At 37.0% G+C, this 13,841-nt stretch carries 10 protein-coding genes and 1 pseudogene; 2 read left to right on the top strand and 9 right to left on the bottom strand.

Annotated elements, in window-relative coordinates; translation table 11 throughout:
- Positions 1-9 precede the first annotated feature (9 nt).
- From K2N75_RS08695 to pheS, 8 genes are all read right to left on the bottom strand, one after another.
- The gene (locus K2N75_RS08695; RefSeq protein ID WP_297680136.1) at positions 10-1,653 is read right to left on the bottom strand and encodes an L-lactate permease; all 1,644 of its coding nucleotides are present in this window, start codon (positions 1,651-1,653) and stop codon (positions 10-12) included.
- Positions 1,654-1,855: 202 nt separating this feature from the next.
- Positions 1,856-3,439 carry a phosphoglycerate dehydrogenase gene (gene serA, locus K2N75_RS08690; RefSeq protein WP_297680135.1) on the bottom strand — a complete coding sequence of 528 codons (1,584 nt, stop codon included), beginning with the start codon at positions 3,437-3,439 and terminating at the stop codon, positions 1,856-1,858.
- A 15-nt stretch (positions 3,440-3,454) separates the two neighbouring features.
- Positions 3,455-3,940 carry a hypothetical protein gene (locus tag K2N75_RS08685; RefSeq protein WP_297680134.1) on the bottom strand — a complete coding sequence of 162 codons (486 nt, stop codon included), beginning with the start codon at positions 3,938-3,940 and terminating at the stop codon, positions 3,455-3,457.
- Positions 3,941-3,958: 18 nt separating this feature from the next.
- On the bottom strand, positions 3,959-5,638 hold the full coding sequence (locus K2N75_RS08680) for a 30S ribosomal protein S1 (RefSeq protein WP_297680133.1): 1,680 nt from the start codon (positions 5,636-5,638) through the stop codon (positions 3,959-3,961).
- A gap of 65 nt (positions 5,639-5,703) precedes the next feature.
- On the bottom strand, positions 5,704-6,528 hold the full coding sequence (locus tag K2N75_RS08675) for a 4-hydroxy-3-methylbut-2-enyl diphosphate reductase (protein ID WP_297680132.1): 825 nt from the start codon (positions 6,526-6,528) through the stop codon (positions 5,704-5,706).
- A complete protein-coding gene (gene aroA / locus K2N75_RS08670; RefSeq protein WP_297680131.1) occupies positions 6,529-7,830 on the bottom strand; it encodes a 3-phosphoshikimate 1-carboxyvinyltransferase in 1,302 nt (433 codons plus the stop codon).
- Positions 7,827-10,199: a phenylalanine--tRNA ligase subunit beta gene (pheT, locus tag K2N75_RS08665; protein ID WP_297680130.1), complete on the bottom strand. Its 2,373-nt coding sequence runs from the start codon at positions 10,197-10,199 to the stop codon at positions 7,827-7,829. The genes aroA and pheT overlap by 4 nt, the downstream gene beginning before the upstream one ends.
- Entirely contained in the window at positions 10,196-11,191 is a 996-nt protein-coding gene (gene pheS / locus K2N75_RS08660; protein ID WP_297680129.1) for a phenylalanine--tRNA ligase subunit alpha, read from the bottom strand. The genes pheT and pheS overlap by 4 nt, the downstream gene beginning before the upstream one ends.
- A gap of 128 nt (positions 11,192-11,319) precedes the next feature.
- Between pheS and K2N75_RS08655 the strand changes: the two genes are divergently transcribed.
- Together K2N75_RS08655 and K2N75_RS08650 are read left to right on the top strand one after the other, a co-directional pair.
- Positions 11,320-11,700: a histidine triad nucleotide-binding protein gene (locus tag K2N75_RS08655; RefSeq protein WP_297680128.1), complete on the top strand. Its 381-nt coding sequence runs from the start codon at positions 11,320-11,322 to the stop codon at positions 11,698-11,700.
- Positions 11,701-11,709: 9 nt separating this feature from the next.
- Positions 11,710-12,009 carry a YciI family protein gene (locus K2N75_RS08650; protein WP_297680127.1) on the top strand — a complete coding sequence of 100 codons (300 nt, stop codon included), beginning with the start codon at positions 11,710-11,712 and terminating at the stop codon, positions 12,007-12,009.
- 2 nt (positions 12,010-12,011) lie between these two features.
- Here K2N75_RS08650 and K2N75_RS08645 read toward each other — a convergent pair.
- Positions 12,012-13,841, bottom strand: a pseudogene (locus K2N75_RS08645) (hypothetical protein); the annotation flags it as partial.

Here is a 13,841-nt window from a genome sequence, read left to right as displayed (position 1 = left end):
GTTTTTACCTTATTTTACAAGCGGCACTATTTCTGGAATTATGCCATTCAAGAAAAATGCGATGATAAATGTCCAAATTCCAATCAACAAAATAAAACCGATAGAATATTTTAATGTGAATTTAAACAATTCAGACTCTTTGCCGACTAAACCTACTGCCGCACAAGCAATGGCAATGGATTGAGGAGAAATCATTTTACCTACAACACCACCAACGGAGTTTGCTGCCAAAAATAATGCCTCCCCTACGCCTAATTCTCCAGCTGTTACTTGTTGGAGCGGACCAAAAAGAAGATTTGCACTCGTATCACTTCCGGTTAGGAAAACGCCAATCCAACCAATCACGGGGCTAAAGAAAGCAAAGGCATCACCGGTTTGTGCAAATGCCAAACCAAGTGTCGCACTCATTGCCGAATTTTTCGCAATAAAAGCAAAGGCAACCACAAGTCCGATGGTAATACAAGGAATCGCCATTTCTTTTAAAGTATCCCAAAAGCATTCTCCCGCGTCGCTTGCTTTGATTTTTAATGTCCAAATCGTTAAAAATGCTGCCAATAAAATTGCAGTTCCAGCTTGAAGTGCCACAAAGTTAATGGGCAAACTCAAAGAAATTGCTTTGCCATTTTCGTCTAAGATTCCACCTTGAATATTGTTAAAGGCAATCGTTACTTGCGTATAATCAAAGATTGCTCCTTTAGCAAACAAGGCTTTAAACCAAGGCTGTGTCCATATCACGATACAAACAATCAAAAGAATAAAAGGCATCCAAGCTCTAATAACTGCCCCTAATTCTAATTGCGCAAAATTTGAGAAATTTGTCTCATTATCTAGTCTAAAGATATTGCTAGGCTTCCAAACTTTCAAAAATAAAGTGGTGCAAGCCAAAGAGACAATAGCAGAAACAATATCGGGCAATTCAGCACCTAGAAAGTTTGAGCTTAAAAATTGTGTGCCTGTAAATGAAACTGCGGCAACAAAAATTGCAGGGAAAGTCTCTTTTACTCCTTTGAATCCGTCCATTAAAAAAACAATAAAAAATGGCACGGTGAGACTTAGCGGAACAAGCATTCGCCCAACCATTGCAGAAACTGCGTGTTGATCTACACCCACCAAGTTACACATTGCAATAATTGGAATCCCAACTGCACCAAATGCCACAGGAGCAGTGTTTGCAATCAAACAAAGCCCCGCAGCATAAAGAGGCTTCAATCCAAGCCCAACTAAAAGTGCAGCTGTAATCGCAACAGGTCCGCCAAATCCAATCGCTCCCTCTAAGAAAGAACCAAAGCAAAAACCAATTAAAATGACTTGGATTCTATGGTCTGGCGTAATGGACATAACGCTCTGTTTGATCACTTCAAAGGAACCCGATTTAACAGAAAGTTTATAAAGAAAAATTGCTGCGATGATAATCCAAGCAATAGGCCACATTCCTTGCGCAAATCCTTGCACAAAAGACGCACCAATCAAAGAAAAAGGCATTCCATAGACAAAAAACGCTACTGCACTTGCAACAATCACGGTAATAAATCCTGCCTGATACCCTTTAAGCTTGAAAGCCAATAAACATAACAAAAAGCAAAGAATAGGCAAAAAAGCCACCACTGCACTTAAGATAATATTCCCTAGTGGGTCAGTAATTTGCTGCCACATAATTCCTCCATTTGAAGATAAAATTAATATTTTAATGTATTTAAAACTTATTTAATAACTATTAAAAATGTTTTATTTTTAGCAATATTTAACAAATTTTAAGCAAAAAAGTAACATTTTTCTTTAATTTTTATCAAGCAGAATTTATTGAGATATTTTAGCAAATGAATGCTGGGGGAGGAATCCTTAAAGATTCCTAAAATTATAAGACAGCATACTTAATAGAAATACACGCCTCTAAGCTCGCAAGTTCGTTTAATACTTCTTGAGAAACAGCATCATCTACTACAATCAAAGCCAATGCTTCTTTTTTGTAACGTCCCAAACGAAAATCGGCGATATTGATATTATGCTTTGCCAAAGTCGTGCCAACAAATCCAATAACACCGGGAGTATCATCATTTCTAAATAGAATCATTTTCCCTTTTGGTTCAATATCTAATGCAAAATTATTAATATTGACAATTTTTGGCGTAGATTCGTTAAAGACTGCTCCACTGACACTAAATTCACCATTTTGAGTAAGCAAAGTCAATTTAATTTGATTTTTATAGGCACTTTGCGATTCTTTTCCCTCTAATTTCACTTCAATGCCTCTTTCTTTGGCAACATAAGGCGCATTGACATAATTGACTTTATCCCCAATAGTTGCATTAAGGATTCCGACTAATGCAAAGGTGGAAAGCGAAGCAAGATAATCCTTAATCTCTCCCTCCGCTTCTAAAGTGATAGAACGCACTTCATCTTTATTAATTTGAATCGCAAAAAATGCCATTTTTTGCACAAGCTCCAAATAGGCTTTCATAAAACTTGGTAATTCATTTTCTTTGATAGGCAAATTCAGCGCATTGGGGAAACTTGAACCGCGTGCAGCCTCAAGAGCAGCTTCCGCTGCTTGAATTGCAATTTTTTCTTGAGATTCTAAAGTATTTGCACCAATATGCGGCGTTACATAAATATTTTTTAAATCCAATAATTTATTTGAATTTCCCGGTTCTTTGGCAAAAACATCAATCCCTGCAAACCGAATTTTACCTGATTCCAATGCCTCATAAAGTGCTTCTTCATTATACAAGCCTCCGCGCGCGCAGTTAATCAAAATCACACCATCTTTCATTTTTGCAATTTGTTCTTTATCAATCATATTAATGGTTTCTTTATTTTTTGGCGTATGAATCGTAATAATATCACAGCTTAGAATCTCATCAAAGTTTCTTGTATATCCAATACCCACATCTGTGGCTTTGGCTGGATTAATATAAGGGTCATAAGCAACCACTTCCATTTCAAAAGCTTTCATACGTTTGCCTACCCTACTACCAATATTCCCAAAACCGATGATTCCGAGTTTTTTGTCTTTTAATTCTGTTCCATACCAATCCTCTCGCTTCCATTTGCGCTCTACTTTTAGTTGTGCATTAGCTTCAGGAAATCTACGAATTGTGCTTAAAATATGTGCGCAAGTCAGCTCTACTGCAGCAATAGTGTTTGCAGTTGGAACATTCATTACTACTACACCTTTTTTGCTGGAATTTTCAATATCTACATTATCTACCCCTACTCCCGCACGCACAACCGCGCGTAATTTTGTTGCAGATTCCAAAAAGCTCATATCCACATCTGTTGAACTCCTAGTAATTGCCACATCTGCTCTATGTAACTCTTTTTTCAATTCCTCTTTAGGCAAACTTGCCAAATTCAACATTTCTACTTCTGTGTCTTTTGCCAACAAATCCAAACCACTTTGATGAATATGATCACACACCATAATCGTATATTTTGCCATTAAAACCTCTCCATTTTAAGATTTAGATAAAGTATAATTAATTTCGTAATGTCTTAGTTTTTCCAACACACTACGAAGATAATTTTCATCTTCTGTTGCAACCACAAGAGAAATACTCTCACCAATTTTATAATAAGAATATTCTATATTGTATGCTCCTAAGACTTGATTGATACAAAAAAACTGATAATCGTTAATAACTCCCACAGAAACTCTAAAAATTTCTTTAGAACTTTGTTTGAGCTCATCTGCAAAAAGTAATTTAACCTGCAATTCTGAAGCCGGATAAATAAACTCACGCTCATCTTGACCCGACAATCTATCAAGCCAATCTGGCATTTCAAGCGGTTTTGTCTTATTGTCATCAAATTGTGCAAGTTCATAAGGATTAACTTTTGGCAAAGAATAGACATTCATCGCCTCAATGTAATTACGAATCAAAACAAACAATAATATACAAGTTAAGAAAGAAAAAATTCCAATCAAAACTCTTACTTGCATATTATTTCCATTCTAAGACTATTGGATTTGGTCTTTGATAATATCCCCTAGTGTCATTTTGTCATTTGTGTTACTATTAAAATTTTTAAGATTTGCTTTTTCTTTCTGTCTCTCTAGTCTGCGCACAGAAACACGGATTCTATTATTTTCTGCGTCAATTAAAGAAATTACACCATTAATTTTATCGCCCACTTTGATTTCTTCTTTTTTAAGTGGGAACAAATCTTCATTGCGAATGAGTGCGTCCATTTCATCATCAATCTTAATAAAGACACCGAAATCTTTAATATCTCTCACAGACCCTACTACTGCATCATCCATAGAATATTTTTTTGCAAACTCTTCTACCGGTGAGGTAATCAAGCCTTTGCGCGTCAAAGAAATGCGTTCTTTTTCTCTATCAATTTTTGCGATTTTTACTTCAATGGTTTCGCCGACTTTCATTAAATCTTTGCATTTTTCATTTTTATTCCAATAAGCGTCCTCATTGTGTAATAAACCATCAATACTATCCAACTTAATAAATGCTCCAAAATCCGTTAAAGTTGCCACAACTCCTTTAAGGATTTCCCCCTCTTTATGTTTCTTAGCAAATTGTTCAAAAGGCTTGTCCAAAAGTTTTTTCAAAGAAACTCTTAAGCGTCTATCTTTTGTATCAATTTCAATCACTTCTACATCAATTTCTTGTCCTGCTTTTAAAAATTCTTCAGGATTTTGAATATTTTTATTCCAAGAAATTTCAGAAATATGCAAGAATCCCTCAATATCATTGCCTAAATCTACAAAAACACCATAAGGTTCAATGTTACTTACCGTTACTTTAATCGCATCGCCTACTTCTAATTCATTTTCAATCTCTTTCCAAGGGTCGTCTGTTGTTGCCTTGATAGACAAAGCTAAACGCCTTTTATCCTTGTCATAGCTTAGAACTTTCACAGGAACGACATCTTCCTCTTTATAGAGTTTTGAAGGATTCACAGGACCTTTGTAACTAATCTCTGTATAATGCACCAAGCCCTCTACACCATCAATATCTACAAACATTCCAAAGCTTGTAATCTTTTTAACTTTGCCCTGCAAGATTCCATCTTGTTTCAAAAGATTATCAATTACATCTTTTTTGACAGTGTTTTCAAGCTCAAACAAACGTTTGCGTGAAATCACAATACTATCTTCTTCGGGTTTTACATTAATAATACAAGCTTTAATCTTTTTGCCCTCAATCTTACTGCCCTCTTTAAAAGCAGCTGCAAATTTAGGCATAAAAAATTCAATCCCATTATTCTCTACAACATATCCACCCTTATTTCTTTTGGTTACAACACCTTCTACAACTTTGTCCTTATAATCTTCACCCAAGTCTTTAATGTATTGACGCACTTTTTCTCTGCGAATTGCTTTTTTGTGGGAGACAATAGGCTGTTCATTGCGTTTGCCTACAATCACAATCGGCAAAAAATCTCCCTCTTTGAAGAGTAGCTCGCCCTTCACATCTTTGATTTCGTCTATTGAAATGACTCCCTCTTTTTTCTCTCCGCAAACCGCAATAATCACTTGATCGTTTTTAATTGCTACAATCTCACCTTGCGAAACGCTTTCACTCTCTTTTTTTTCAAATTGTTCAAACATTGAAGCAAAATCTTCATTTTCGTCAATCACTATCTTTTCCAACTCGTGTGTGTTAATTCCAACAGCCATCTGCGCCCTTTTTAAAAAATAAAATCTTTCAATTTTATTAAAATTTGCCTTTTAAAAGTATAAAATTAATAATTTTCAATTGTTTTTACAACTTTATCAATAATCCAATTGGGTGTAGAAGCTCCCGCGCTCACACCACACAATTTTTTATCCTTAAACCATTGTGCATTTAATTCCGAAAAATCCTCAATCAAATAACAATCTTGGCAATGTTCTTTGGAAATATTATAAAGCTGCTTCGTATTAGACGAATTTTTTCCCCCGACAATCACCATTACATCTACTTCTTTTGCGAGATTACGCGCAGAATCTTGATTATCAAATGTTGCATTACAAATTGTGTTAAACACTCTGCATTCCGAACAATTCCGAATCAAATAATTGGCAATTTCCAAAAATAATTCAATATTTTTTGTTGTTTGCGAAATGAGTGCTACTTTTTCCGTAAGCTTTAGCGCTTTTAATGCTTCTAAATTTTCCACCACCAAAGGATTATTTTCACAATAACTCATCACACCTTTCACTTCTGGGTGTTTCATATCTCCAAAAATAATTATCTGGTAGCCTTGCGCACTCATTTTCTCACAAATTGCTTGTGGTTTCGTTACAAAAGGGCAAGTTGCGTCCGTGATTTTGGAAGTTTTTTCTTTTAATCTTTGCAAATCTTGCTTTGGGATTCCGTGTGTGCGGATAATCACTTCGGCATTTTGTGGAATCTCCTCAATATTTTCATTCACAACAACATTAAAATCTTCCTTAAGACGATTAATCTCCTTTGCATTGTGAATCAATGGACCAAGCGTAATGCCATTTGGCTTACTTTCTGCAAGTTTAATTGCGCGCCGCACACCAAAGCAAAATCCATAATTTTTAGCCAATTTGACGCGCATTTAATCTCTTTTAATCGTTGTGATAGATTCTAAAATCTCTAAAAAATTAGGAAAAGAAACATTGATATATTCTGCATTTTCAATCTCCATTCCACAGACAAGTCCCGCGATTGCAAAGCTCATCGCGATTCTATGGTCTCCAAAGCTTTTCACACACGCCTTTTGTAATGTTCCCCCAACAATTTCAAATCCATCTTCTAGTTCTCTTGCATTAATCCCGCAAGCCTTAAGATTCTCTACCACCGCTGAGATTCTATCTGTTTCTTTTACTCTTAATTCCTTTGCATTGCTTACACGACTGACACCTTGTGCGCACGCCATTGCAATAGCGATTGCTGGAATCTCATCAATCAACCACGCAATCTTTTGGCTCAATTCCACCGCCTTTAATGTAGTCGGCGCAATCACTTCAATATCCCCAATGTTTTCATAAGTTTTAGAAGTTAAAGTATATTGAATCTCTACTCCCATTTGTTCCAAAACCTTAAAGGCTTCAATGCGCGTCTTATTCAACAAAACATTGCGTAAGATTCCACGTGCTTTTGGAGTAATCGCAATCCCAAGCGCGAAAAAAAACGCACTTGAAGGGTCTGCTGGAATCTCTATTTCTAAGGGATTCAACTTGTGTGTTAATGGCTGAATCTTGATTTCTATCATTCCATTTTCTAGGCTTTTAGATTCTATGGACGCGCCCATTCCTTGCAAAATTTTCTCGCTATGGTCGCGGCTAAGTTCTGGCTCACGATAAACACAATCTCCTTGTGCGAAAAGCGCACTTAAAATCATTGCGGATTTGACTTGCGCACTTGGAATCTTGCTTGTATAATCAAAGCTTTTTAACTTTTCATTGCCTACTACAACCAAAGGAGCAAAATTTCCAACTTCTCTCCCGATGATTTGCGCTCCTATACTTCGCAAAGGCTCGGTTACACGCTTCATTGGACGCTTGTTTAAATATTCATCTCCACTTAAAACAAAGATTCCTTTTTGCGCACAAAGAAGCCCCAAATAAAGCCGAATCGCTGTGCCTGCATTGCCACAATACAGAATCGTATCTGGCTCCACAATCTTTGCAGGTGGAATCAAACGGAATCCCCCCTGCTCTTTTTGGACTTTTAAGCCTAATTTTTTCGCGATTTCTAAGGTATCTAATGTATCCTCGCCCTCCAAATAATTGCGCACAAAGCTTGGCTTATCACTCAAAAGCGCAAACATAGCACAACGATGAGAAATAGACTTATCCCCTGCGATTTTATCGGTTTGTAGTGTAAATTCTCGCGCTGGATAGACTTCTAATTTCATCGCAACTCCACATTAAATTCTGTCTTAAGCATTTCTAAAACTTGGCAAATCGCTTCGGTAATGTCTTTTTCCTCTAAGGTTTTTATCTCTGATTGCAACTCAAAACGAATCGTTAAACTTAATTTGTCTCCTAGTTTGTCATCTTGGTAAATATCTAGGGGATAAAATCCAACAAGATGAGGAATATTCAGCTTATCAATCGCCATTCTTAGCTTAAAATATGGAATCCCTTTGTCTAATACCACACTCAAATCGCGTTGTGTTTTTTGGAATTTAGAATACATTTTGACTTGCGGCAAGGTATTTTTTAGGGATTCTAAAGAAATTTCACACAAATAAGTAGAATCCAATCCCAACTCTAAAGCGACTTGCGGGTGCAAGGTTGCTAGGATTCCAATCTCTTTACCATTTTGCAAAATTCTCGCACATTGTCCCAAATGAAACAAGCCTATCTCGCTCTTACACGCTTCTAAACTAAACTCTCCAATCACGCGCGCGATTCTATCACAAAACTCAAAATAATCGCCCTTAATACCCTTTGCGTTTGGATAACGTTCTTCGCTCAAAAATCCACTTTGTAAAAACGCCATTTTATCGCTCTGATTGCGCCATTTATCATACACCGCGCCCACTTCGCTTAAACTGATTGCTGCAAATCCATTGTTGCGATTCTGTTCTGCTGCGCGCAAAAGCCCTAGCAATAGAGTGCTACGCAAAGTATTTAAATCCTGCGTGATAGGATTTAGTAACTCTAATGAATTTTCCAGCACAGAAAAACCATAAGCTTGCAATTTTTCTTTATTTTCAAACACAAAATGCACCACTTCGTTAAACCCTACACTTACCGCCTTTTTGGAAAGATTGCGTCGGAAACGATAAAGTCTCAAAGCGTCGTTTGTTTGCTCTTGTTGAATGAAGCTTAGAGGCTGGCTTGGGATATTATCAATCCCATAGAAGCGGATAATCTCTTCTGCAATGTCTTGGAATCCCACAACATCGTGGCGAAAGGCTGGTGGAGTTGCAACAATTAGATTCTCATCGCTTGAAATTTCCACCTTAAATTCTAAGGCTCTTAAAATATTTACAACTTGTAATTTATCTAATTCTACACCAATAACGCGCGATAACAATGGAATCTCTACCGTAATAGGTGCTTTGGATTGGACTTCCAAAACCTCTTGTGTATCATTATAAAGCACAGCGTCGCCATTTAATAATAAATTAGAAAGCACCGACAAACCAAGATTCAAATCCGTATTGCTTCCGCGTGAAGAAAAAGTGAAAATCCTCTCATCTACTTTTGGCTTGGATTCCATTGCCTTTTGTGCAATCACTTCTGGAGGAATATAGCTTGCCTCTAGGATAATAAATTCTCGTCCCTCCTCGTTTAGATTGACTTTGCGCGAAAGGTTTTCTGCATATCCATTAATCCCAATGACAGAAAGTTTTTTATCCTCTTGATAAATGCTTTCAAAGCCTTGTTCGTCTTGTTTGAGATTCAACACTACTTTGCCATTTTTGTTTGTTAGTTGGCGAGAATCTTGCGGATAAGCATTCAAAAGCACACCGCTAAAAAGCATACTAAAATGTAACGCATTGCCCAACCAATCCTCTGTTAATGCGTCATTATAAGCCAAAAACAAAACTGCTCCTAAAGGAAGTAAAAAAGGTTTTGCCTCAATCACTTTAAAAAGCAAGGAAGTTCTGTGTTTATCACTTGCAATCACTTGCAGCACGCGTCCGATTCCGGGAGCGTTTTCTGATATTTTTGGCATAGGACACAAGGCTTTGCATTCAAGCTTGAATGCTGCGCTTAAGTCTCTAGCAACGCCAAGCAAACTCATACAATCGCCACGATTAGGCGTGATAGAAATCTCATAGACTTCCTCATTGAAATAAGAATATTCTCTCAATTCTTTACCGATAATCAATTCTCCAATGCTTGCGTCTAGCTCTACGATTCCATCATTTACTTTTGGGAAGCCAAGTTCCGTTGTAGAACATAACATACCGCAACTTTCTACCCCTCTAAGAACGGCTTTTTGAATCTTGACTTGTGGTAATTCTGCTCCCTCCAACGCAACTGCTACATAAATATCTGCTCTTGCATTGGGTGCGCCACAAACAATCTGACGCGTTTGGTATTCACCCTCTTTTCCTCCAATCGCAACTTGACAAACATTCAGTTTTGTCGCGTCTGGGTGTTTTTGACATTCAAGAATTTTACCCACGACAACTTTTTTAGGCGCAATATTTTTTTGGAACGATTCTACTTCTAGCCCTATTTTGTTTAAGACTTTGCAAATCTCCTCGCCTGAAATCTCTTCTATCGGTAAAACTTGATTTAAAATACTGCGTGTAAAAATCATTTAAACTGCTCCAAAATTCTTAAATCGCTTTCAAAAAATGCTCTTAAATCTGGCACACCAAACATCAGCATTGCAAACCTCTCCACGCCCAAACCAAAGGCATATCCACTGACATTTTCATAACCCACCGCCTTAAAAACATTATTATCCACTACCCCACAACCCAACACTTCTAGCCAACCTGTATGGGAGCATACACGACACCCCGAACCCTTACAAAAAATACAACTCATATCCACTTCCGCACTTGGCTCTGTAAAAGGAAAGAAACTTGAGCGAAATCGCACTTTCACATCTCCAAACATATATTTCAAAAAATCTTCCAAAATAAATTTGAGATTCGCAAAACTCACCGAATCTCTCCCTTCCTCTACGACCAATCCTTCCACTTGATGAAACATCGGTGTATGCGTCAAATCATAATCGCACCTAAAAACACTTCCGGGACAAATCATACGAATCGGTGGCTTTTGGGATTCCATTGTGCGCACCTGCACAGGCGAAGTATGCGTGCGAAGCAATTTGCCATCTTTGAAATAAAAAGTATCTTGCATATTGCGCGCAGGGTGGTATTTGGGCAAATTAAGAGCTTCAAAATTGTGGAAATCGTCCTCTACCAAAGGTCCGACATTAAGCGAAAAATTCATTCCCACAAAGTATTCCACAATTCTATCTAACATTAGCATAATAGGGTGATTTGCGCCTTTTTGAGAGCTTGGGGAAAAGAGCGAAACATCAATTTTTTCTGCATTGAGTTTTGCTTCAAGCTCTTTTAAGGCAAGTTGTTCCTTTTTGTCTGCCAAAGCCTTTTCAAACTCTATTTTAAGCAAATTCAATTCCTTAGCCAATGCCTTTTTTTCAGATTCCTTGCAAGACTTTAGTGCAGCAAATCGCGCGGTTAAACTTCCCTTTTTGCCCATTACCAAAACACGGATTTCCTCTAGCTCTGCGGTTGTTTGTGCTTGATTAATCTTAGAAAATATTTCTGTCATCTCATTCCCAAATTGATAAAATAATTTTGAGATTGTATTGTAAATTTTTATTTACTTTTCTTAAAAGGAATGCAAATCCATAGATAAAATAAGGTAAAATTTCAAAAATTTATTTCAAAGGTTTTAAAATGAGCGTATTTGAAAAAATCATCAAAGGCGAAATCCCTTGCAATAAAGTCTTAGAAAATGACGATTTTCTAGCTTTTCACGATATTGCGCCAAAAGCCCCTGTGCATGTGCTTGCGATTCCCAAAAAATTTGCCAAAGATTTCCAAGAACTCAATCCTAATGAAATGGTGGGCTTTACAAGCTTTATCCAAGAAGTTGCACGCACTTTGGACTTAGACAAAAGCGGCTATCGTATTATTAGCAATGTCGGCGTAGATGGGGGACAGGAAGTGCCTTATTTGCATTTTCATATTTTAGGAGGGGCGAAGTTGCGTTGGGATAATCTAGCGCAAAATATCTCCGATGCACAGCGACTAGAGGACGCCAAAAAGGGAATGTAAGGAAACAAAATGAAAAATCTATTTGTGATTTTAATCACCTATACTAAGTCAATGAGTGAAATTGAAACGATTTTGCCCTCTCACCGCGCCTTTTTGCAAAAAGGCTATGAGAGTAAGAATCTCTTAGCAAGCGGACCACAGAATCCAAAAACGGGCGGAATCGTAGTTGGAACATTTGATTCCAAAGAAGCAGCAGAGGAGTTTTTCAAAAACGACCCTTACGCGCTAAATTCTGTCGCCACGCACCAAGTTTTGGAATTTACTCCGGTGTTACACCAAGAATTTTTAAAAGGGTTTTTAGATTTGTAAATTTAAAAACCCTTGCATTTAAAATAAAGAGTGAGAAAGCCGAATTTCAAAAAACTTTTATCCACTTCAATGATAAGTTGCCCGATTCTAAATTCTTTCTCATTTTGCATTTGCAAAGCCTCAAAATAATCCGCAAAACTATGCAATGGTTTAGGTGGATTCAATTCTCCTCTTTCTATCATTTTCTTTTGTAGTTTCTTAAGGATTTGGTGTTCTTTTTTGATAGCCAAAAGCCTAAAGGGCATATTCAAAAGATTGCTTTGCAAATAAGCCTCTCCTAGTTTATAGCTTAATTGCTCTTTTACTCTCGCTACCGCTCCTTTTTCTAAATTTTTTCCATAAGGTTGCGCTATTGCGTCCGCCATTTTCATAATGTTTGAACCCCTATAAGCATTCTTAAAAATATCTTGCGCTATATCTTGAAATCTTGATGTTAAAACACACCCACAAAAGACCTTATAAAACTCACTCTTTTCCTGTATATTTGCCAAAAACTCATCTGCTTCTTGGAATCTTTCTTGCTTTATCAAAGAATCCAAAAAAGCTATTTTATAAAGGGGATTTTTCTCATCTAAATTCATTGCCCTATATGCCATATCTCCCAAAAACTTAAAGTCTCCCTCCTCTCTCTTTAGCATATAAAGGTGCAAATAAGAAAAAGCTTGTGCTATGGGGTGGATTTTGATTTTTTCTAAATATTGCAAAATAATCTCAACTTGCATTTTTTCATCAAAAAATTTATAAGTGAAGTTTTGCTCCCTGCCTTTTCCTATCACACTAGCCAAGTAAGAAAAATGACTACCAGCAGAAAATATCTCTTTAGCTTTGGACATAAAGGTAATCTCAAAAAAGATTCTATCTACATCATTTAAGTTTTCAGGCAAGAACTCAACAATACTACAAAGCTTAAAATTTGTCGGAATCTCCTTTGCGTATTCTAGCAGACTTTGCATAGAAGCAATATCATCTGAAAACACAATAAGATTGCCTTTAGGTAAATAGGTTTTAATGATAAAAAAAGCAATTTCAATAGGCATTACTTTTTTGTAATGATTCCCGCGACTCCTAATAAAATAACTATAGAGCGCATCTCCTCCCCGCCAATGCAAAGCAACAAAATCCTGCAAAGCTTGCGCCGCAATTTTTGCCATTTCCATAATCTCCACAATATGTGAGCTAAATAGAATCTGTGAATAGAGCTTAGGCAATTCCTGCAAATAACTTTTATCCACACCCAAAATATGCATTCCACTATCTTGATAACTCCACCCAAAGCTCCCCTCAAATGGCAAACTATCTTTTAATTTATCTAGCGGGATATTCCTTGCTAAATGTTTGCTTTCTCTTTTAATTTGCTTTGTATAAGAATGCTGTGAAATGAATTTGGAATCAAAAAGATATTCCTCACTCTCAATTTGTGGCAACAAAATATCATAATGATAACTTTTACCCAGATTGTTTCTCAAATCATCTGTCCCACAAGCGTTTATATCACTTCTCCACACAAATCCAAACTTATATCCACTTAAATTTGCAAGATACATACTCACTAGCATATTCATTATTCTAACGCCAATCCCATCATCTGTGATACTGACAAGTAAGCCTTTATATTTTCTAGTATAAGCTTGCAATTTACAAATAGAAAAATATTCATAATTTTGCATATATATTTTAATTTTTTTTACTTTTTTATTTATTTCAAAATCCAAAAATTCCTGATGATAAACCTCGCAAACTTTTTCAAAAGCCTTAAACGGGGGGGGGGGGGGGGGGGGGGGGGGGGGGGGGGGGGGGGGGGGGGGGGGGGGGGGGGGGGGGGGGGGGGGGGG

The organism is Helicobacter sp., from assembly GCF_029067145.1.
Classification (GTDB): Bacteria; Campylobacterota; Campylobacteria; order Campylobacterales; family Helicobacteraceae; genus Helicobacter_D.
This window is presented reverse-complemented; position numbering and strand designations above follow the sequence as displayed.